Genomic DNA, 20,676 nt, shown 5'->3' with positions numbered 1-20,676 from the left:
TTAGCGAGTCCGTTCCTTCCGCCATTGCGCGAACGTCATCAGGTCCATGCCCACGTCGGCCCTGTCGATCGGGGTCCAGCAATAGAAAACGTCGTCCCAGCCCGGAATGGTTTGCGGCGTCAGCGTCTTGACGGTCATGCCGGAGCGGTAGGCCAGGTTCGGCCAGAAGATCGGCATCACCTCGCGCACCGCCATTTGCTTGAGAAGGTCGGCCGGGCCGTCCTCGTCCGCGACGATTTCGCCCTGCGAGATCCAGTCGTGCTCGGCCCACGCGACAAAAACGCTCGGATTGCCGGCGCGATCGAACATCAAAATGGCGTCCTGCTCCGGGCGCCAGTAATACTCGACGATACCGTTCGCGGCGACCACCTCGTCGATGACCTTACGCGTTCGCGGGTCGCAATAGGTCAGGCCGTTCTCGCCCAACGCGAGCCAGCCGCCTTCCGAACAGTGCCTGGCCTTGGCGTCCGTCAGGAAATGCGCCAGCCGGTTGGCGGAGTCGGTATCCGTTTTTCTGAGGTATAAATCGACGATACCCGCATTGAAAGCTTTGACCGCGACGGTTTCGTCCGCGACACCGGTCAGCAGCACTTTCGCGCAACGCAGATTGGAGATGGACGAGAGGAATTCCACGCCGTTCATGCCCGGCATGTCGAAATCGACCACGACCGCCGCGACTTCCGCGAAACGGGAGCCGCGCGCCAGGATATCCCGTTCCGCCGCGGTTTCCATGTAGCGCTCAAAACCCGTCTCGCTCACGCATGCCGACGCCGGCGCGAACTCCAGCGAATTCTTGCGAGCATGCTGACGGATGAACGCAAGCGCGGTTTGAGGCCGCGTAAAAAACAGATTGGTGGCGCTATCCGGAAAGAAGCGCCGCAGCGCGTCGAGATAGCTGTCGTTGTCATCCACGAAAACAACCGTCGACGGATGGAGAACAGGTGGTCGAATAAAATTGTTCATGGTTTCACGTGGTTCGTCACGCCCCCTCTGGAGGACAACCGCGGCAGACCGCCGGCCGTAGGTCACAAACAACCCGCGCGGCACTTTGCGGCGCGGCGGATCCCCGAGTACATGGGGCCCCGCTGCCTCGGCCATCGGCCCCATGGGAGCGTCATATATTTTGCTGCTTCCGGATCCCGCATGGTCGCATATGACCATTCCGGCGCGCTTCGCACCTGCTTATGGGCAGGATTCTCTCACGCCGGTCGCCAAGGCGGTTTTCCGCTGAACAATATAGTACAGGCCCCTGGCATCGATCGCGCGAAGCCGTCGCGGCGAACAACGGCGGCGCTTATGCGTTCTGGGCAGTCCGCAACTAGAGGCCACCTTTACGGCCGCGACGCAACCTCGTCCAGATGTTCCAGCAGATCGGCCGGATCGTCGTAGACCCGCAACGCGCCGGCGCGCTCGAGTTCCTCCGTGCCGTACCCGCCCGACAGCAAGCCCACACCCAACGCCCGGCAGCGCCGTGCCGCCAGCATGTCCCAGATGCTGTCGCCCACCACCACCGTATTTTCGACCGGTACGCCGAGCCGCCCGGCTGCGGCGATGAACAGATCCGGATCCGGCTTTGCATATTTGACGTCGTCGCGCGTGACGACGACGGCTTTCGCGGGATCGACACCGAGCGCCTCCAGATTGAGCGCCGCCGTCTCCATGCGGCCGCTGGTCGCCACTGCCCAAGGTGTTCCCGCCTGCGTCAGCGCGTCGAGCAGCGCCCGCGCGCCCGGCAGCGGACACACCTGCGCGCGCAAACGCTGATAGGCGGCGGCGTGAGCTTCACGGAGACGCTCGACCCGGTCGGCACTGATTTCGCCGTGCGTTTCCCGCAGAAGCTGATGGGTGAAGAGGCCGCCGCTCATGCCGATCTTGCGGTGAATTCGCCAGACCGACAGGGGAATGCCTTCGCTGTCGAGCGCTTCCTTCCAGGCCAGCACGTGCTGGTAGACGCTGTCGACGAGCGTCCCGTCGAGATCGAAGAGGAAAGAGGTCTGGATTCGCATGGTGTGCTCCTGTTGATGACTGGCTTCGCCAATATGCCATGTCCGAGGTTCGCCGGTCGTGCGAATCCCGCGTCGATTCGCTTTGACCCTCACGTAGCGCAAGGTCCTAACCTGCAATGTGCAGACTGACTGGAGGCGATTGCTGTTGAAAGTGGAAGAGCTTGCGAGGCGCAGCGGACTGAGCGTCCGCACGCTTCACCATTACGACGCAATCGGATTGCTCACGCCTTCGGCGCGTGATGGGAGCGGCTACCGCCCGGCTTCGCCACATCCTGGCGCTGGCCGTTTCGGACTTGCGCTCGCCGAGATTCAGACCTGCCTTACGCAGCCGGAGACGCCGTGGGTGTCGATCGTCGCCGGGCGCGCGTTCTTCACGGATAGGCGCGTTGAGGTTTCGAACGCGCAGCGGTAGGGGTTGCGAGCGGCAGAGAACGGCGCGGCGCGGGCCGCGCTCTCCGTGTCCAGGCGTCGCGAGTGCGGGTGGACTTAGTGCGTACGATCGACGACGGCGCGCAATGGTTACATTGCGCGCCGTCGCCGACGTGGCAACAATGCGTAATCGACGCGCCGCCGTTGATATCGGCGGCGCGTCGATCCTTTTTTCAGCGCTTATCAGTCTGCTTGTTGACGCGCTTATCTAGCTGCTCATTGAGCCAGTCACTGCCCCGTGTAACCGAGCGGAACAGTCGCATTGGCCTTGGCAACCGTGGCGTTGTTCGACACGATGTACTGCGGCACTTCGGTGAGCGTCAGCGCGACCTGACCGTTGGTGTAGGCCACCGTGCTGACATTGCCGTAACCGTCGATCTTCGTCACATTGCCCGACGTGCCGGCGTTGTCGACCTGGAGCGAATAGCTCGTCGAATAGCTCTGGCTATACGTGCCGTTGCTTGCCGGCCACTGCGCATTGTTGTGCGTCCACGCGGCGGTCACGACCTTGCCGTTGCCCAGTTGCTGAAACCCATAGGCGAAGACTCCGGCAGGCGCGCCCTTGATGCGGCCCAGCGTATTCGTGCCGTCGAGAACGCGCGTCATCGTTGCGAAGGCCATCGCTTCTGGCTTCGGCGAAAGGTTGGTCGCACCGAACGCGCCTTGTGCGTTGTTCAGGTCGAAGAACGAGCCATATCCCACTTCGCCCGGATAGTCCGGACCGTAGAACAGCGTCGTCACCTGCGCACCGCCGCCAAGCACGATGATGTGTGCTCGCACGCCGACTGCCGCATGCGCGAACAACTGGTTCTGCGACGGCACATTCGGACCGTAGTTGAGGCCCGGGTCGTAGCTCACGCCGGCTTCCGTGAAGAAGAGCTTCATGTTCGGCTTGCCGGCCTGCATAACCGAACGCAGCTGCGCCATCTGGTTGTCGAGCGCGTTGGCCTGGTTCGCCGTGCTCGGATCGGAATCCTGCAGTTCGGGCGGATGAGCCGGGTACGTGCCCGCATTCCAGTAGCCGTGCGTTGCGACCGCATCGATGTAATTCCACAGACCGAGCGCGCCGAATTTCTGCAGATAGCCCGTCGTACAGGTATCGCAATTGGAAGCGAACGGATTGCCGGTGCCCATCACGACCGCATTCGGATCGGTCGAGTGAATGCCCTCGTAGGCAGCCTTGTACATGGCGACGAAGTTCGCGTCGCTATCCGCCCAGCCGAGGCTCGGCTCCCACGTTACCTGATAGTAGTTCTTTTGCTGATTCGGGTAGTTGGCAGCGCGGATCAGACTCGTATCGGTGCCGACCTTGCTCATGAAGGTCTTGAATTCAGGCATATTCGACGGCGCGTAATAGCTGTCGTTGAACTGGCCGGTCTTCGAGTCCCACGCCGGCAGTCCATCCAGACGCACGATACGCATCTGGTCAGGATTGGTCTTGTAGAACGGGTCGAGGTCATTCACGTTGGGCGTGTACGTGTTGGGGCCGTTGGGTTCCATGGCTGAAACCTGACGATCGTCGATCGTCCACGAGATACCCAGCGCGTGCAGCGCGGCGATGTTGCCGTTGAAACCCTGCATACCGAAGCGGTGCTGATCCTGGTGAGCGTATGTCACCGTGCCCAATACCGAACTGAGGTTCGGCAACACACCAAACGTGGCGATGCCGACCGGGCGCGTGCCGCTTCTCGGCAACGTGCCGCCGTTCGAACGCAGAGTGGCGGTGAGCGCGCCATAGCCTGACCACGTCGACGTACACGGAATGGTGCTGGTTTGTACGCCGGCCTTGACCGCAAAACTGCCTTGCGTCTTGATCGCGCCATTGGAATCCGCGACGGACCAGACGACGGTATCCGCGCTCGGCGCGTTCGTGGTGATCGTCAGCTTGAAGGAAGCGTTGTTCTGGAACACGCGCAGGCCGTCGGTGGTCGGCGTGTCGGCGCTGATCACGCCGTTCGCGGTTCCACCGGCCGTTTGCGTCGGCGTGCTGCACGACATGGCCGAGTTGCCCGGCGTGGGGGACGGCGTTGGGCTCGGAGTTGGAGTCGGCGTGGGTGTCGGAGTTGGTGTGGGAGCCGGCGTCGGCGTGGGAGTCGGTGTCGGCGTCGGCGTGGGAGTCGGCGTCGGCGTGGGAGTCGGTGTCGGCGTCGGCGTGGGAGTCGGCGTCGGCGTGGGAGTCGGGGTAGGAGCCGGAGTCGGCGTTGCCGCAACCGCTTTAACCCAGCATGACTTGCCATAGCCGTACGCGGGGTCCGACTGCGAAACGGCGCCGACATAACAGCCGACGCCGTTGCTGAACGTACGCGGCGCGCTCAACATCACCGACGGCGACGTGGGCGGGACCGCGCCAAACACCACCGAGCCCGTGCCAAGGAACGAGCACTTGCCGTTCTCCTGCGCGCACAACTTGTATTGCTGCCCGGAGACCGTGATGGTGCTTGCCTGGGCCTGCGCGCTTTCCGCGGCAAACGATGCCAACACTGTTGCTGATGCAACACCCAATAGTTTCAAGTATCTCGTCATTGTCCGTATGTTTCGCTAAAAGCAGGTTGCCCCCGAGAAGCCAGCAAGATCGATCAGTCGTCCCGCCTTGACGTTATTGAGTCCAGAGAGAGGTGAATCTGAGAACGCGCTGACCGCGTTCGTTGCTGATGAAGCTTTGATGTGCCGCTATCCGCTGACGGACGCGCTGCCTTCCGCTCGCATTCCGACGTCACCGAACAGCGGCCGAATCGAAATGTTTTCCCAGCGTCGGGCGAACATTCTATTTATTACGTCATCCTTACTATTACATTGCACGACGATCATTCGACAATCGCAACAATGACCACATCGATATCTTCAACAGCGGTTTTCGAGCGCAACGTGCACCGATTGCGTGAAAGATACAGTCGACGCCGGCATGGAGAATCCCGCCGATCGCATGACCGGGCAAACGTGACAAGGATCAATGCATGCCGCTGACGCGACGCGAACATCTGGCGAGGCTCACACTGACGGATCAGCGCACCTCAGTTTGATCAACAAATTTCACACCAATATGCGCGGCTAAAAAAATTCAGGATGACGAAAAATTAATATCATTTTTTTCGTTCACCGTTGACCGCAAATTATTGGCGTGAACCCGCCGGTTCGACAGTGGTCGAGGTGCGCCCTTGCATCGCGAATCAGGTGTGCCACAAAAAACCCATGATCCGCCAGGCCGCTTGGCCCACAACAGCACTTGCCGCAGCGCAGCAGCCCATCTGTAACTGTTACAGACGCGTTGACGCTCGACCCATCTTCCCGGTATTAGTTACAGAACCTTTGGGCAGACGAATTATAAACGTTTCATTCGCGTAACGTGTCCGGTTCGAGGGTGATAAGTGACAATTGCAAAGGAATGCAATCGGAAGCGCCTGAAGCTTTTCCAAAAGAACAGGAATGGAAAAGCTCTGCCTCGCCGCAGCGAGTAAAACGCAATTGTTTGATTTGTCAGGAGGTTAACGGCGCTTTCTGGAGGCGGGTGTATGGTTGTGCAAATTTTTATAATCGTAATACAAATATCCGCGCACCTGCGTGGACGATTAGCCGACCATAAACCGATAATCTGAATGCAATGTAGAATTGGTGCCGCATCCTCTTATCGGAAAATCAGCCCGCGAGGAACAACCGGAACGCAAAGTTCGAGGCGTCTTCGGTTAGTGGTTACTTCGCATCACGAACTACCTCGGCGTGCCGTAGAGAGTCGATTTCGCCGCTGCCAGGAAAGATCAACGCAGCGTCTGCGCGACTAAGCGCCGTCGGCAAGCGATGCGCAAGCAAGCATTACCCAACTCCCCGCGCTCAAGCGTATCGCGCAGCAGACCGCTACATCAGGATGGAAGCATCCGGCCGTGCGCATGTCGGCTCGACCGCTACTTCCCACCAATGCACCGCATGCCGCCACGGCTAAGGCCCCGGCCGCGCATCAGCCCACGCCCTACCGAGACGCCGTCGCGAACAACACCGGATCGTTGCGATACAGATCCGGGAACATCCGCTTCAGATCGGTTACTTTCGGCAGATCGTTGATCGCAATGTACGGATAGTCGGGATGCAATGCGAGGAAGTTCTGGTGATAACTTTCCGCCGGATAAAAGCCCTTGAAGTCTTCGACGCGCGTCACGACTTTGGCCGGAAACACATGGGCGTTATCGAGCTGCGCGATATACGACTGCGCGATGCCGCGCTGCGCCGCATTTACCGGAAAAATCGCCGAACGATATTGCGTGCCGTGGTCGGGGCCCTGATAGTCCAACTCGGTAGGATTGTGCGCGACCGAGAAGAATATCTGCAGCAAGCGGCCATACGTAATCTGCGTCGGATCGTAGGTGATCTGCACCGACTCCGCGTGTCCCGTATCGCCTTCGCTGACAGTTTCGTATTCCGCCGTGGATGCCGCCCCGCCGGTGTAACCCGAGGCGACTTGCTTCACGCCGCGCACATGTTCGAACACGCCTTGCACGCCCCAGAAGCAGCCGCCGGCGAACACCGCTGTTTCGCTATGCGTCGCGGCGGCTTTTTCGTCCTGTACGGGCGCGGGAATCTTCGTGGCGGCTTCAGCGGAATGCGCGACGTGCTGCGCGGCCGCGGCGCCCAGAGCAACGACGACGAGGCCCAAGATTCGCGTGACGGAGAAACGCTTCCGCAGCGACGCTGTGCTGGTGGATATCGTACGCATGGTCAGTCCTTGAGGTCAGTAAGAGTTGAGTCGAGCCACTTGCGTCGGCTTCGGCTTAGCCGAACGTGAAAGCAAATGCCTGCACGCCCGGGTCCAGAAACTCGATCGAGAACGTGTGATCCCCGACTTCGCCCGTTTGCCGCACCAGTTGATAGAGACGCTGTCCGGTCACGGTGCCGCTGCCATCGGCGGCGATGTCGGTGCCGTGCGACGCGCCGGGCGCGGCGCCGTCGACGCTCACGCGAAACCGCACCGGTTTGCCGTCCTTGCCCGGACCGAGCACCAGATGCAGGTCGCGTGCATGAAAGCGATACACGATGCGTCCCGCCGGTGCCACGAGCGTGGCGTGCTCGGCGCCCACGTTCCATGACCCGGCAAGGCCCCAGTCGTCGACGCCGGGTTGCGACGGCGCTGCATACACGTGCGTCTTGTCCGCCACCTCCCCGCCCGGCGACGCGAAGTTCTCCGCGCGCTCATAACCGACGTAGGTTTCCGGCGATTGCATATCGGCGTTGTCCGCCGCGGCCTGCACGCCCTGCGCCCCGCTGTTTGCAATACCGATCGCGACCTTCGACGCATTCGCGTGGCCCGCTTCGGTCAGCAGTTGCTGGATCACCTTTTCAGATTCCGCGTAATCTCCTTCGCCGAAGTGGTGATAGCGGATCTGCCCTTTCGCATCGACGAAATAGTGGGCGGGCCAGTACTGGTTATTCAGCGCGCGCCAGATTGCGTAGTTGTTGTCGATCGCAACGGGATAGTCAACGCCGAGGTCGTGCGTGGCTTTCTTCACGTTGTCGATATTGCGTTCGAAGGCGAACTCCGGCGCATGCACGCCGATCACGACAAGCCCCTGATCCTTGTACTTCTGCGCCCACGCCTTGACGTACGGCAGCGAACGCAAGCAATTGATGCACGAGTATGTCCAGAAGTCGACCAGCACGACTTTGCCGCGCAAATCCTGCGTGGTGAGCGGCGGCGAATTCAACCATTGGACCGCGCCGTCCAACTGAGGCAGCACGCCTTCGACCGGCAGCGGCGCCGCCTCGGCGGCGGTGCGCATCATCGCACCGCCCTGCGCCGCGTTGGCAACGGTGGAATCCGAATCGGCATTAGCGGCCGATTGCGGCGCGAGGTTGGCGCTCGCCATCGCGCCGCCGGACGCATCGGCCGGATTGCCGGCGACCGGCGCTTTGCCCGGCGCCGCGTTCGGCGACAGCTTATCGACGAGTTTCTGTTCGAGGCCGCCAGTCGCAACCGTCGAGACGCGAGCAAGCACGCCGGTGTCGAAACCGAGCGCGATCGCCGCCACGCCGCACAACATCAATGCGCCGATGCCGCGGCGGATCCATTCGCCCGCGCCCAGCGAACGCTTCATCGCCGTGAACACCTTGCCGCCGATCAGCAGCGCCACCGCCAGCGAAGTCGCCGCGCCGGCCGCGTAGGCCACCAGCAGCAGCGTCGTGCCGACGCTTGCACCGCGCAATGCCGCGCCCGTCAGCACGAGACCGAGAATCGGACCGGCGCACGGCGCCCACAACAGACCGGTGGCAATGCCGAGCAGAAACGATGAACCCGCGCGGACCTGCTGACCGTCAGCCTGCGCGAAGTTCGACAGGCGATTGCCGGCGCTGACGAGCGGCCGCATCAGATGATCGGCAAAGCGCGGGAACAGCAGCGTCAGCCCGAAAATCGCCAGCAGTGCGATAGCCACCCAGCGGCCGTACTGGTTAGCCTGCGTGACCCAGCCGCCGCCCACCGCGGCAAGCGTCGCGACGAGGGCAAAGGTCAGCGCCATGCCCGCCAGCAAGGGCAAGCCGCTGCGCGCGAAAGGCTGGTCGGCGCGCGCGAAAACAAACGGCAGCACCGGCAGGATGCATGGGCTGAGAATCGTGAGGGCGCCGCCGAGATAGGCGAGAACGATGAGTAACATGTCAGTTCCGAACGTTCGTGTAGGTCGGTTAAAGTGGGCACGCTGGCTCGGGCGGCAGCCGGCGTACAGTTCATTCAGAACCTGATACCGCAGAAAGTGCCCACATCCTAGAGCGCCGCCGGTATCGAAGTCCTCACGAAAAGTTAAATTAAATGTGATAACTCGCTGCCCGGAAATTTTGCACAATGGCGCCATGGCCGCTTTTCCCGGCGGCCGCGCCCGGCCTTCCTCCTCAACCATTCCCTGAACCGCGGCTCAAGCCCACCATGGACAATCCGAAGCGCATCCTGATCGTGGAAGACGACGTCGACATCGCTAACGTGCTGAGCCTGCATCTGCGCGACGAGCGCTATGAAGTCGTGCACAGCGCCGACGGCAATGAAGGGCTGCGCCTGCTGGAACAAGGCGGCTGGGACGCGCTGATTCTCGATCTGATGCTGCCCGGCGTCGACGGACTGGAAATCTGCCGGCGTGCCCGCGCAATGACGCGCTATACGCCGATCATCATCACCAGCGCGCGGTCGAGCGAAGTGCACCGGATTCTCGGCCTCGAACTCGGCGCGGACGACTATCTCGCCAAACCGTTCTCGGTGCTCGAACTGGTGGCGCGCGTGAAAGCGCTGCTGCGCCGCGTCGACGCGCTGGCGAAAGACTCGAAACTCGAAGCCGGCAATCTGCGCATCGCGGGGTTGTCGATCGATCCGTTGACACGCGAGGCCGCCGTCGACGGCAGGCCGATCGAACTCACGCCGCGCGAATTCGACCTGCTCTATTACTTCGCGCAGCATCCCGGCAAAGTGTTCTCGCGCATGGACCTGCTCAATGCGGTGTGGGGCTATCAGCACGAAGGCTACGAGCACACCGTCAACACTCATATCAACCGGCTGCGCGCGAAGATCGAGGCCGATCCGGCTCAACCCGAGCGCATCCTGACCGTCTGGGGACGCGGCTACAAGCTCGCTGTGCCCGGCGAGCCGGCCGGCGCACCGAAGGACCCATCGTGAATCTGACGCTGACCCAGCGGCTCTCGCTCGTTTTCTCGGTGCTGCTGCTGGCATGCTGCGGCGCGTCGGCGTTCCTGCAGATCCGTTCCAGCGATCTGCACGAGAAAGAAGTCATCCAGAGCCTGTCGCGCAATCTCGCCGACCATATCGCTCATGGCAACTCGTTGATGGACGCCAATGGCTTGCGCCCCGACGCGGTCCGGCAGCTATTCGGCCAGTTGATGAGGGTGAATCCGAGTGTCGAGGTGTACCTGCTCGACAATCAAGGGCACATTAAAGGGGACGACGCGCCCGCGGGGCACGTCAAGCGCGAACAGGTGAATCTTGCGCCGATCCGGCAATTCATCGCGGGAGACGCGCTGCCGATTCTCGGCGACGATCCGCGCAGCATCGACGGTAAAAAGGTGTTCAGCGCAGCGCCACTGCAATTGAGCGGACAGGCGCCGTCCGGCTATATCTACGTGGTCCTGCTCGGCGAGGAACACGACGCGCTCGCCGCGCGCGTGGCGGCCAGTTCCGTGCTGCGCACTACCTTGTGGTCGATGGCGCTGGTCGCGCTGCTGGGATTGCTGGCCGGCCTGACCGCATTCGGCCTGATCACGCGGCCGCTGCGGCGCCTCACCGACGCGATGCGCCGCTTCGACGCCGAGGGCGAGCCCGACACCCAGCCGAGTGTGCCGCGCTCGTCACCGGCCGGTCGGCGCGACGAAATCGCCGTGCTTGAAGCGACGTTCGCGCAGATGGCGAACCGCATCGGAGAACAATGGCGAGCGCTGACGCGACAGGACCAGCAGCGTCGCGAACTGATCGCCAATATTTCGCACGACCTGCGCACGCCGTTGACCTCGCTGCACGGCTATCTCGAGACGCTGTCGCTGAAGTCCGACACGCTCGGCGAAACGGAGCGCAAACGCTATCTGGCCATCGCGCTCGCGCAAAGCGTCAAGGTGGGCCGGCTCGCGCAAGCTCTGTTTGAACTGGCCAGACTCGAACACGGCAACGTGCAGCCGGCGCTCGAACAGTTCTCGCTGGTCGATCTGGTGCAGGACGTGTTTCAGAAATTCGAATTGCCGGCCGAGGCGCGACACATTCAGTTGCGCGCGAATATTCCGTCGCGCCTGCCAAATGTCAGCGCCGATCTCGGCATGATCGAGCGCGTGCTGACGAATCTGCTCGACAATGCCATTCGCCACACGCCCACTGAAGGATCGATTGAAGTGGATCTCGCGCATAAGGACGGCAAGGTGTCGGTGACGATCACCGACACCGGTCCGGGCATTCCGCCCGAACAGCGTGAAGGTCTGTTCGAACGCCCGTTCAGCTCAGGTGGCGCGCATCGGGGCGGCGGACTGGGGCTGCTGATCGTCCAGCGCATGCTGCAACTGAACCAGAGCCAGATACGTTTGCTCGACACGGTGGGAACGGGCACGACCTTCTACTTCGAGTTACCGACGGCCGTCAACCGGTCGAGTGCCGCCGGTGTTCTGATGTGACGGACGGCGCCTGACTCCGCTGAGAGCTGATGCAATCGGTGGCATCGCCCAGCTTGGCCGCCATGTAGATTGAGTGCGGAAAGAGTCCACGAGTTCGGCGCCACAGCGGAATACTTTGCAGAGTGCGTGGCGTCGTCGAAGGGACCGGGTATCAGAACGGTGGGATCAGATGGTCATCGTCGCCTTCCGAAGCTGCCGGCGTTCCCGCCAGTTGCGTATCTGACCCGCGACGAAGGCGCCGATCAACAACGATAGATACAGCATCAGAATGTTGTGGCGCCATGCATCGAGTGAAAGTTGATGCGCGACCAGCTTGGGGTCGGTCCGCAATGGCCCGATGCAGAGTGCGAGGACTGCCTGCTTCATTCGAACAAAACCCGCGGCGGACAGCATGGGCAATCCAACAAGCAGCCCCATCAGATAAGGTTTCGCGCGCCGCACCCCGGCACGATGACGCGTACGCAGCCACAGTCCCAGACAACCATGCACCCAGCCGGGCGCAAGCAGTGCAAGCTGCAAACCTTGCGTGCCGCTGGTGATGAGCGATATCACAATGCGCTCGTAGTTCGGCTCGAATCCGTACAGCGACGAGGCAAGCCGGGTAGATACCACATGACGGATCAGCAGCAGCGGCAGACTCAGTCCCGCCCAAAGCCGGACCCATTCAGTGAGCGGCATTTTCCAGTGACGGCGTCCGTAGATCGTTCGCAGCGCCAATGAAAAATGCAATAGCGACGCGCCATACAGAAGCACCGTTCCCGGCACACTGCGCCACACCCGCAAAGCCAGTGCAAGACCGCGACCCGCAAGGTCCAGTGACCAGATGCCGAGCGCGTGATTGATCAGATGCAGGGAGAGATAGACCAGCAGCACCACGCCGGACACGAGCTGACAGCGGCGCAGCAGAGTATGAACAGCCGGTTCCCTCACCACGCGGGCAACCATACCCAGCGGCCGCCGAAAAGGCGCAATCGGCGCGCGCCCGGTGGCCCGCAGCATGTCGGCTGAATACAGCGGCTTCCAGGACGCAATACGCGTTCGATTCATTTCAGGCCTCGCGTGAGAGGCCGTTTCCGCCGTTCGCTACCCGTTCTGTGATTCACCGGCGTCTGGCGGATAGCGTCGGCAAATTTCTCCAGCGCCGACAGCGAACCGCATACGCTGTGGTACTCCTCGCGGCCGATCCGGGCGTCGAGGATCACGGCCATTCCCGATTCGCGAGCCATATCGATGATGTTCATTTTGCTCACCCCAATTCGTGTCTTCACGCACTGCAAGACGCCGAATCCGACGTGATTATTCCCGCGCTTTTTTTTCAACGCACTGCCGGGAATAAGACATCCACTCTCCTGGTTTAACCGTTCAGAGCGTGTTGACGCCGACTCACGTCGAGTTCGAAGATTGCGCTCGCATATCGAGGAGTATTGACATGAAACTGATCTCTCTGAACCGTCTCATGGTCCGCGCGGCAGCCGGCGCACTCGTTGCAAGCGCCGCCCTTCTGGCAACGGCAAGCGGCACCTACGCGCAAACGTCGGCCACGCCCGGCGCGCATCCGCTCACGCGCGCCGAAGTGCGCCATGAACTCGAGGAGCTGGAAGCCGCCGGATACGATCCGTCTCGCGGAGACGAAAGCGACTATCCCGCCGACATTCAGGAAGCGGAAAGAAAAGTAGCCGCCATGCACGCAGCCCAGCAGAGCGCGCTAAACAACAACCAGCCAGTCATGCAAGACATGCCCATGCATTGATGGCGGCCCGTTGTGTGTGAACCTGTGGACAGCGGGTTCTGCTTTTGAGCGTCGGTCCTTGTCGGATCGACGCTCCTTTTTTTGCCGCGTTTAACTCAACGTGCGAGAGCATCCACGTCTAGCGGCTGGATGCGAAAGCTTCGACGCCCCTCGGCAAAATCCGTGGAGCCATGATCGTTTGAAATGGAACCTGGCCAGTGTAGAGCTGTTGTCGTTCACCAGACAGCAGGCTGGCCGACTGTTGGTTTTACCGCACCACCCTCAGCTTCGCCGCAACCTCATCAAGCCTGCAACTCCTTTGTTATCAGCACGCTGAAGTTCTTCAAGCACGCATGGCACATCATGTGCAGTGTGAGTGTGCGAGCACACACAAGAGTGCTCGCACCCCCAGGTAATTTTCTCAAAGGAGAACGTCATGAAAGACCTGAAGATCCGCGAACTGCATCGCAACGAAGAAATGAGCTCCGCCGACATGGCACGCGTCGTTGGCGGAAAAGATAAAGAACCTGTTGGCAAGCCGACCCATATCGACGCCATGAATGGCGTGCTCACGTTCGGCGATGGCTCGAAGTGGTCGATGGACCTCAATGGCAAGCTTCATCCGCTCTAAATCGACAAAGTTCGCCTGGTTCTCCGATGAGGCGCCTCGAAGTCGGGCGCTTCACCGGTGACCGGCCGGCCAACGCTCGAACGGCTTCCCCCCAATCTTCGTCTTTTCCGAACCTTCGCTTCGCATTTAGCAGGTTTATCCGATCCCGAACCTACCGCACACTGGACTTCATCTTCACTACGGACATCGTCCAGGCAAGGAAAGAACCATGCGCACCTACCCGCGTAACAGCCCGCAAGCCGCAGCACGCATCGTCGCGCTGGCCCTCACTGCGGACGGCCACGTGTGCAGTTCGGAAGAGCGTGTGCTGCAGAGATTGAATATCGCCGGCGAACTCGGTCTCGCGCCCTCGCAATTCGAACAGATCGTGCAGACGCTGTGCGAAGACCACTCGGTCGCGCATCTGTCGTTCGCGCCGCCGGTGGGCCGTCTCGATCCGACCATGCTCACGACCTTGATCGACGAGATCGACGATCCCACGTTGCGCCGCAAGGTCATTCGCCTGTGTGTCGCCGTGGCGGTCGCGGACGACTATCTGGCGGACGGCGAAATCGCCCTGCTCGCCGCCATGTTGAACGCGTGGGGACCGGACCTGACGCCGGCCGTCAACCGTCACGGACTGCCGTCGCGCGTCATGCGCGGTTATCAGCGCGCGCCGGCCACCACCTGAGAAGCGAGCCCGTGATGTTGCCCGCGACGCGAACGGATGGCGTGAATCTCCTCGATCACGCCATCGGCGCGGCCGAGCCAGCGCAGGCCCCGCAGCAGCGTCAGATCTTCCGCGCCAAGTTCCGCGAGTGGAAACACGCCGAGACCGCGTGCTGCGAACACCGCCATGAGCGCGCTGTCCTCGAATTCGCCGACGATGCGCGGCCGGATGCCCTGCGCGTCGAACCAGCGGTCGAGCCGCGCGCGCAAGGCGGCGTGCCGGGTCGGCAGAAGCACGGGCACCTCCGCGAGACACTGCGGAAAGCCCGCGCGCGCGGATTTGCGGACGATCTCAGTCGGGCCATACCAATCGACCGGCGAACCAGCCAGGCGCTGGCTCAGCACGCGCAGGTCGGCATTGTGCGGCGCCGGCTGGCAAGCGAGCACCAGATCGAGCCGATGCAGCGCGAGTTCGGACATCAGCTCCGCGTGCTCACCCTCGTGACATAGAAGCCTGAGCGACGGTGTGTCGAGCACCGGCGCCAGCAGCGCATGCGCCGCGAGCTTCGAAATGCCATCGGAAAGACCGACGGCGAGCCGGGCCATACCTTCTCCACCGGCCTCGCGCATCTCGTCGAGGAGCGCCTCGCCAAGCTGAAAAATCTGCTCCGCGCGATTGAACGCCGTCTCGCCGGCTTCGGTCATCGTGACACCCCGTCCCGCCGGTTTCAGCAATTGGCGCCCGATCGACTTCTCCAGCTCCCGCACCTGCGCGCTGATGGTCTGCACCGCCATATCGAGACGTTCGGCCGCACGCGCGAAGCCGCCCTCTTTCACTACTATCCAGAAGTAATACAGATGCCGGTAATTGAGCATGGCGTGACACTTCGAAAAAAACGATATGTCGCTCAGAGTATCACTTGTTTATCCGAAGCCAGAAGATAGCGATCATGATCGCTAATCCAACGTCACTCGCATTCATCCGCTTACGGACACCATGGACACTCTGCTCACACTTGCTGCCGACCCCGCCGCATGGGCCGCGCTCCTCACGCTGGTCGTGATGGAAATCGTGCTCGGCATCGACAACCTGATCTTCATCTCGATCCTCAGCAACAAGCTGCCGGAAGCGCAACGCGCGCGCACGCAGCGCATCGGCATCATGCTCGCGCTCGTGATGCGGCTCGGCCTGCTCGGCACGGTCGCGTGGATCGCGCAATTGACCGCGCCGGCCATCACGCTATTCAGTCACGCGTTTTCGTGGCGCGATCTGATCCTGCTCGGCGGCGGCCTGTTCCTCGTCTGGAAGGCGACGCGCGAGATTCACCACCACGTGACGCATGCCGAGGAGCAGCGCGACAAAGCGGGCAGCACCGTCCAGTTGACCGTGGCGGCCGCGATCGGCCAGATCCTGGTGCTCGATATGGTGTTTTCGGTCGACAGCATCATCACGGCCGTGGGCATGACCGAACACATGCCGATCATGTTCATCGCGGTGATCAGCGCGGTCCTCGCCATGCTGTTCGCAGCACGCCCGCTGTCACGCTTTATCGATCGCAATCCGACCATCGTCACGCTCGCGCTCAGCTTTCTGCTCGTGATCGGTATGACGCTGATTGCGGAAGGTTTCGGTTCGCATGTGCCGAAGGCTTACATCTACGTGGCGATGGCGTTCTCCGCGTTCGTCGAAGCGATGAACATGCTGGTGCGCCGCGCGAAATCGAAGCGCGTGCTCAGTAGCGGGCAATAAGCGAAAAGCGCGTGACGGTTTTTCCCGGATCGGGAGTGTGCATTCGCCCGGTCCAGCATGCGATGTCTTTCTACTCTTGAGGAGCAACGCTATGAAATGCCCTGTTTGCAAGACCACCGACCTGCTGATGACCGAGCGCCGCTCGATCGAAGTCGACTACTGTCCCGACTGCCGGGGCGTGTGGCTCGATCGAGGCGAGCTCGACAAGCTGATCGCGCAGGACGCGGCCCAAACCGACCCGCCGCCCGCGCCGCGCGGAAGCCACGACGGCCACCGGGAGCGGGATCGTTCGTACGACAGCCACCGCGGTTACGACGATCATCGATCGGGTTATCGGACGCAGAAGAAAAAGCGCTCCCTTTTCGACGTGTTCGATTTCGACTGAGCGCCGTCAGCCGTGAGGGAAAACGCGCCGGGCACGTTCCGGCACTTGTCGCACTAACGTGCTTTGCCGCGAGCGCTCTTGCCGGCGTTGCCGGTGCGAGGCGCATCCTTACCGGCGGCCGCGGCGCCGCCGGTTATCTGCTCCATCCACGACAAGGCATCGACGTAGGACAGAAACTGCTTGAGGTAGCCCGGCGACACTTCGCTCATGAGCGAGAGCGCCCGATGCACGAGGCTGCTCGAGTTGAGCGGGCCGGCGTTGCCCGGCACCTTTTCCAGCGACTGCCGCAGTTGCTTTTCCGTGCGGACCTTCGACCAGACGTCCCTGAAGTAATCGAGCGCGGGCATCTCCGGATAAGAAGCGGCGCGCGGCAAACCACTCGCCGCGGGCACATGATCCTGACTCGCGATGTAGTCGACGAGGCTCTTCAGCGTCGCATGCGCGGGCTCGTTGGCGGCTTGCACAGCAGTGTCATCAGCCGAAGATGCGGCGGCGCGTTCGATGTGCCCGGCGTAGGCATCCAGCAGACCGGACAGCCTTTCGTCCAGAATCCGCCGGGCTTGGCCGCTGTGACCGGCCGCGCGCCGTTCGAGCGCGTCGATGAAATGGAAGCGGACAGGATCGAGCCGATCGGCGCCGCGTTCGCGCCACGCGTCCAGCGTCGCACGGGCGCCGCTTGCCGGATCGTTATCGCCCGCTTTACTCACGAGGCTTTACCGCCGAGGTCGACGGCCGCGGCACCGGCGCAATTTCCACGCGACGGTTTTTGGCGCGGCCCTGCTCGTCCGTATTCGAACTCACCGGTTGTCCGGAACCGAACGCCGCCGCAAACAGCGACGACGCGGGCACGCCGGCGTCGATCAGCGCGCGCGTCACCGTCAACGCGCGCTGCGCCGACAATTCCCAGTTGTCCGCGAAACGGCGGTTGCCTTCGCGCAAGCGCTGGTCGTCGGTAAAGCCGCTCACCATCAGGATTTCGTCGTTGGCGCCGAGATACGCGGATAGCGGCCCGGCCAGACTCTTCAGCAAATCCCGGCCTTGCGGCTGCAACTGATCGGAGTTCAGCGCGAACAGCACATTGCCGCTGATCCCGATGCGCCCGTTCACCAGCGTCACGCGCCCAGCCGCGAGCGGACCCGCGAGCGCCTGCTCGAGCGTCTTGCGGCGCTGCGTTTCCAGTTGACGCTGCTTGACTTCCTGCTCCAGCTTGCTCGACAGCTCCAGTTGCACGCCGATCACGCCCACGAGGATCAGCACGAAGGCGCCCAGCAGCACCGACATCAGGTCGCCGAAAACCGGCCAGATCGGCGCGACCTGCTCCACGCCGCCGTCGATGTCCTCGCTCATGCCGCTTCAGCTCCTGCTGACGCACGCCGGGCGGCAAGCTGCTGCAGGTCTTCGACGATCTGCTTCTGCGACATCACGCTCAGATCGATGACTTCCCGCGCCTGCGCCACGTAGTACGCGAGTTGTTCGTCGCTGCGCGCAAGGGATTTGTCGAGCGCGGTTTCGATACGCTGCAGGTGCGTCACCAGCTTGTCGTTCGACTCGCCGAACACTTGCACGGCGGTGCCGAACGCGTCGCCGAGGCTCGCCACTTCGACGGCGCTGCCGGTGACTTGCGCGGCCACCAAACCCAGCTTGCCGGTTTCGAGTTCGATCTTGTCGGTGAAGCGCGTGCCCACGCGCTCCAGCAAATCCGCCGATGTCGCGACGAGCGCGTCGACGGCCGTGCGCTGCTCGGTGGATGCGTGATTGACGGCGTCGAGCAGGGTTTCCAGCGTTTCCAGCAAGCGGCTGCGCTCCTGCAGCATCGCGGTATCGCGGACCATGCTGTCGGACAGCTTCTGACGCAATTCGGCGACGACTTCCGCCGCGGCCCTGGGCGCTTCCGAAGCCGCTTGCACGAGTTGGCCGATCTCAGCGATCGTCTCGCTGGCGTGGGCCTGCGTTTGGGCGGAGATGTCGCGCGCGGTTTGCGCCAGCGTCTCGCAAATTTCCTGCTGACGGCTCGCGGTGCGCTCGCCCGCCTGTTCCCATTCCGCGCTCAAGGTCCTGGCCATCGCAGCGAGCGCTTCGGTCCAGGCGGCCAGACGCTGCTGGTCTCGCGAGGCCAGTTCGGCTTGCAGATTTGCCGCGGCCTTCGGCGCTTCCGCCGCGGCCTGCACGAGCCGGTCGATTTCGGCGATCGTATTGCTGGCGTGCGCCTGCGTTTGGGCCGAAATATCGCGTGCGGTTTGCGCCAGCGCCTCGCAGATTTCCTGCTGACGACTCGCGGTCTGCGCGCCGGACTGCGCCCATTCCTTGCTCAACGTGGCGGCCATCGCGCCGAGCGTCTCGGTCCAGGCGGCCAGACGCTGCTGGTCGCGCGAAGCCAGTTCGGCCTGCAGGTTCGCCGCTGCTTTCGGCGCTTCGGCCGCGGCCTCGACGAGCCTGTCGATCTCCGCGATCGTGTTGCTGGCGTGCGCTTGCGTCTGTGCCGAGATATCGCGCGCGGTTTGCGCCAGCGCCTCGCAGATTTCCTGCTGACGACTCGCGGTTTGCGCGCCCGACTGCTCCCACGCCTTGCTCAACGTCGCCGCCATCGCGCCGAGTGTCTCAGTCCACGCGGCGAGCCGTTGTTCATCCTTCAAAGCCAGTTCGGTCTGCAAGTCCGCGTGCGACTGACCCACGCCACGCAACAGAGACGCCGCGTGCTGCTCGAAAGTCGCGGCAGCCGCCGCCAATGCCTGCTGGTTGTTCGCCGCGAGCTTTTCGCCGACGCTCTCCTGACGCGCCAACGCCTCGTTCCAGGCCTTCGAAACGTTGCCCGCCGTGTTTTCCAGCTGCGCGGAAACGCCATCCAGCAGACCGGCCGAGCGTTGTTCGAAAGTGTCGGTGAAGCGATCCAGCGAGGCGCGCAGATGCTGCGCCAGTTCCTCGCTCGAACGCTGATGTCCCGCCAATGCTTTGTTCCAGATATCCGCGACGGTCGTGGTGGTCGTCTCGAAGCCGCTCGACAGCCCGTCCAGTTGCCGCTGCATGGCGTGCGTAACGGTGTCGTGCAACGCGCTCGTCTCGCGCGCGAGGCCGGCCATCGTGGCTTGCATGACCGGCTGCAGCGCCGCGCCGGCGGCGCGCGTGCTGTCCGCCACGCTCTCCTTCAACGACTGCTCGACCGAACTCGCGAGGCGCGTATAAGCGGCCTCGGCCCTGCCGTGGAACGCCTCCTGGCTGGCGATCTGCCGCTCGTTCAAGGCGAGGCTGTGTTGCTCGATGGCCGACATCATCGTCTGCAGACGGTCGACCAGCGTGGGCATCACCTCGGACTGACGCTGCAGGAGCCTGAAGGCCTCTTCGCGCTGATGACTCTGCGAGTAGATGCGCAGGGTCGTCGCGATCTTCACGTCGAGCATCTGCGCGGCCTGCAGGCGCTCGCGCCGGCACAGCGCGGACAGCAGCCCCAGCATCGCGGAAGTCGCCACGCCCGCAATCGAGGTGCCGAACGCAAAGCCCAAACCCTTGACCGGCGCGGCAAGCGAAGCGCGGATCGCCTGCAGGTCGGTCGCGCTTTCCAGCGCCATGCCGGTGCCGCGCAAGGTCACCACCATGCCGAGCAACGTGCCCAGCATGCCCAGCAGCACCAGCAAGCCGACCAGGTAAGGCGTGAGCGCCGGACCCGGCAAGGCCACCCGCTCGCCCTCGACGCGCAGGCGCGCCGCGTGGCGCAAGCTCGGATGCAAGGGCTCGAGCCATGCGCCGAGACTCGGCGGCGGTCCGGATAGCCCGGCAACCGCCTGCGTGAGCGTGGCGGTCGCCTGGTTGTAGCGGTGCAATTCGAGCGAACCCGCCAGATAGCACACGCCGATCAATAAGGTGACGGCGAGCGCCAGCGGGTTCGAACCGAGGTAGCCGGCGGCGATCCAGCACACAGCGGCCAGACCAGCCAAAAACACAACGAGATCAAAACGATATCTGGACATAGTGTCC

General features: G+C 62.7%; 19 protein-coding genes. 8 read left to right on the top strand and 11 right to left on the bottom strand.

Annotated features, from left to right (window positions below):
* Together B0G73_RS01335 and B0G73_RS01330 are read right to left on the bottom strand one after the other, a co-directional pair.
* The gene (locus B0G73_RS01335; RefSeq protein ID WP_106277170.1) at positions 1–963 is read right to left on the bottom strand and encodes a response regulator; all 963 of its coding nucleotides are present in this window, start codon (positions 961–963) and stop codon (positions 1–3) included.
* 368 nt (positions 964–1,331) lie between these two features.
* Complete coding sequence (locus B0G73_RS01330; protein WP_106277169.1) at positions 1,332–2,006, bottom strand: HAD family hydrolase; 675 nt, start codon at positions 2,004–2,006, stop codon at positions 1,332–1,334.
* Positions 2,007–2,124: 118 nt separating this feature from the next.
* Here B0G73_RS01330 and B0G73_RS01325 point away from each other — a divergent pair, with 118 nt between their 5' ends.
* Positions 2,125–2,418 (top strand): MerR family DNA-binding transcriptional regulator, encoded by a 294-nt coding sequence (locus tag B0G73_RS01325; RefSeq protein ID WP_308706097.1) that lies wholly within the window; start codon positions 2,125–2,127, stop codon positions 2,416–2,418.
* A 245-nt stretch (positions 2,419–2,663) separates the two neighbouring features.
* On the opposite strand, the gene B0G73_RS01320 is transcribed toward B0G73_RS01325, so the two are convergent.
* The 3 genes from B0G73_RS01320 to B0G73_RS01310 all read right to left on the bottom strand — a co-directional run bounded on the left by B0G73_RS01320 (position 2,664) and on the right by B0G73_RS01310 (position 9,067).
* Positions 2,664–4,958, bottom strand: coding sequence for a hypothetical protein (locus tag B0G73_RS01320; protein WP_106277165.1), 2,295 nt, complete (start codon positions 4,956–4,958; stop codon positions 2,664–2,666).
* Between the two features lie 1,438 nt (positions 4,959–6,396).
* Entirely contained in the window at positions 6,397–7,137 is a 741-nt protein-coding gene (gene msrA / locus B0G73_RS01315) for a peptide-methionine (S)-S-oxide reductase MsrA (RefSeq protein WP_106277163.1), read from the bottom strand.
* A 55-nt stretch (positions 7,138–7,192) separates the two neighbouring features.
* Positions 7,193–9,067 (bottom strand): cytochrome c biogenesis protein DipZ, encoded by a 1,875-nt coding sequence (locus B0G73_RS01310; protein ID WP_106277161.1) that lies wholly within the window; start codon positions 9,065–9,067, stop codon positions 7,193–7,195.
* Positions 9,068–9,333: 266 nt separating this feature from the next.
* Here B0G73_RS01310 and B0G73_RS01305 point away from each other — a divergent pair, with 266 nt between their 5' ends.
* Together B0G73_RS01305 and B0G73_RS01300 are read left to right on the top strand one after the other, a co-directional pair.
* Positions 9,334–10,071: a response regulator transcription factor gene (locus B0G73_RS01305; protein WP_106277160.1), complete on the top strand. Its 738-nt coding sequence runs from the start codon at positions 9,334–9,336 to the stop codon at positions 10,069–10,071.
* Positions 10,068–11,564, top strand: coding sequence for a HAMP domain-containing sensor histidine kinase (locus tag B0G73_RS01300; RefSeq protein WP_106277158.1), 1,497 nt, complete (start codon positions 10,068–10,070; stop codon positions 11,562–11,564). Before B0G73_RS01305 ends, B0G73_RS01300 begins: the two co-directional genes overlap by 4 nt.
* A gap of 165 nt (positions 11,565–11,729) precedes the next feature.
* Here B0G73_RS01300 and B0G73_RS01295 read toward each other — a convergent pair whose 3' ends face one another.
* Both B0G73_RS01295 and B0G73_RS01290 read right to left on the bottom strand, forming a co-directional pair.
* Positions 11,730–12,509 (bottom strand): hypothetical protein, encoded by a 780-nt coding sequence (locus tag B0G73_RS01295; protein WP_106277690.1) that lies wholly within the window; start codon positions 12,507–12,509, stop codon positions 11,730–11,732.
* A gap of 98 nt (positions 12,510–12,607) precedes the next feature.
* Positions 12,608–12,805, bottom strand: a complete 198-nt coding sequence (locus tag B0G73_RS01290) for a hypothetical protein (RefSeq protein WP_106277688.1) — start codon at positions 12,803–12,805, stop codon at positions 12,608–12,610.
* A 188-nt stretch (positions 12,806–12,993) separates the two neighbouring features.
* Here B0G73_RS01290 and B0G73_RS01285 point away from each other — a divergent pair, with 188 nt between their 5' ends.
* From B0G73_RS01285 to B0G73_RS01275, 3 genes are all read left to right on the top strand, one after another.
* Positions 12,994–13,314 carry a DUF4148 domain-containing protein gene (locus B0G73_RS01285; RefSeq protein ID WP_106277157.1) on the top strand — a complete coding sequence of 107 codons (321 nt, stop codon included), beginning with the start codon at positions 12,994–12,996 and terminating at the stop codon, positions 13,312–13,314.
* A 415-nt stretch (positions 13,315–13,729) separates the two neighbouring features.
* Positions 13,730–13,924, top strand: a complete 195-nt coding sequence (locus B0G73_RS01280; RefSeq protein WP_106277155.1) for a hypothetical protein — start codon at positions 13,730–13,732, stop codon at positions 13,922–13,924.
* A 208-nt stretch (positions 13,925–14,132) separates the two neighbouring features.
* Positions 14,133–14,594: a hypothetical protein gene (locus B0G73_RS01275; RefSeq protein WP_106277154.1), complete on the top strand. Its 462-nt coding sequence runs from the start codon at positions 14,133–14,135 to the stop codon at positions 14,592–14,594.
* Here the strand turns inward: B0G73_RS01275 and B0G73_RS01270 are convergent.
* Positions 14,570–15,448 (bottom strand): LysR family transcriptional regulator, encoded by an 879-nt coding sequence (locus B0G73_RS01270; protein WP_106277152.1) that lies wholly within the window; start codon positions 15,446–15,448, stop codon positions 14,570–14,572. The genes B0G73_RS01275 and B0G73_RS01270 overlap by 25 nt on opposite strands.
* Before the next feature lie 121 nt (positions 15,449–15,569).
* Between B0G73_RS01270 and B0G73_RS01265 the strand changes: the two genes are divergently transcribed.
* Both B0G73_RS01265 and B0G73_RS01260 read left to right on the top strand, forming a co-directional pair.
* Entirely contained in the window at positions 15,570–16,322 is a 753-nt protein-coding gene (locus tag B0G73_RS01265; protein ID WP_106277150.1) for a TerC family protein, read from the top strand.
* A gap of 91 nt (positions 16,323–16,413) precedes the next feature.
* The gene (locus B0G73_RS01260; protein ID WP_106277149.1) at positions 16,414–16,707 is read left to right on the top strand and encodes a zf-TFIIB domain-containing protein; all 294 of its coding nucleotides are present in this window, start codon (positions 16,414–16,416) and stop codon (positions 16,705–16,707) included.
* Between the two features lie 53 nt (positions 16,708–16,760).
* On the opposite strand, the gene B0G73_RS01255 is transcribed toward B0G73_RS01260, so the two are convergent.
* The 3 genes from B0G73_RS01255 to B0G73_RS01245 are packed head-to-tail and all read right to left on the bottom strand — an operon-like array spanning position 16,761 to position 20,669.
* On the bottom strand, positions 16,761–17,414 hold the full coding sequence (locus B0G73_RS01255) for a DUF2894 domain-containing protein (RefSeq protein WP_106277147.1): 654 nt from the start codon (positions 17,412–17,414) through the stop codon (positions 16,761–16,763).
* On the bottom strand, positions 17,407–18,054 hold the full coding sequence (locus tag B0G73_RS01250) for an OmpA family protein (protein WP_106277145.1): 648 nt from the start codon (positions 18,052–18,054) through the stop codon (positions 17,407–17,409). The genes B0G73_RS01255 and B0G73_RS01250 overlap by 8 nt, the downstream gene beginning before the upstream one ends.
* Positions 18,051–20,669 carry a DUF802 domain-containing protein gene (locus B0G73_RS01245; RefSeq protein ID WP_106277143.1) on the bottom strand — a complete coding sequence of 873 codons (2,619 nt, stop codon included), beginning with the start codon at positions 20,667–20,669 and terminating at the stop codon, positions 18,051–18,053. The genes B0G73_RS01250 and B0G73_RS01245 overlap by 4 nt, the downstream gene beginning before the upstream one ends.
* Positions 20,670–20,676 lie beyond the last annotated feature (7 nt).

Source organism: Paraburkholderia sp. BL25I1N1 (assembly GCF_003002025.1).
Taxonomy (GTDB): Bacteria; Pseudomonadota; Gammaproteobacteria; order Burkholderiales; family Burkholderiaceae; genus Paraburkholderia.
This window is presented reverse-complemented; position numbering and strand designations above follow the sequence as displayed.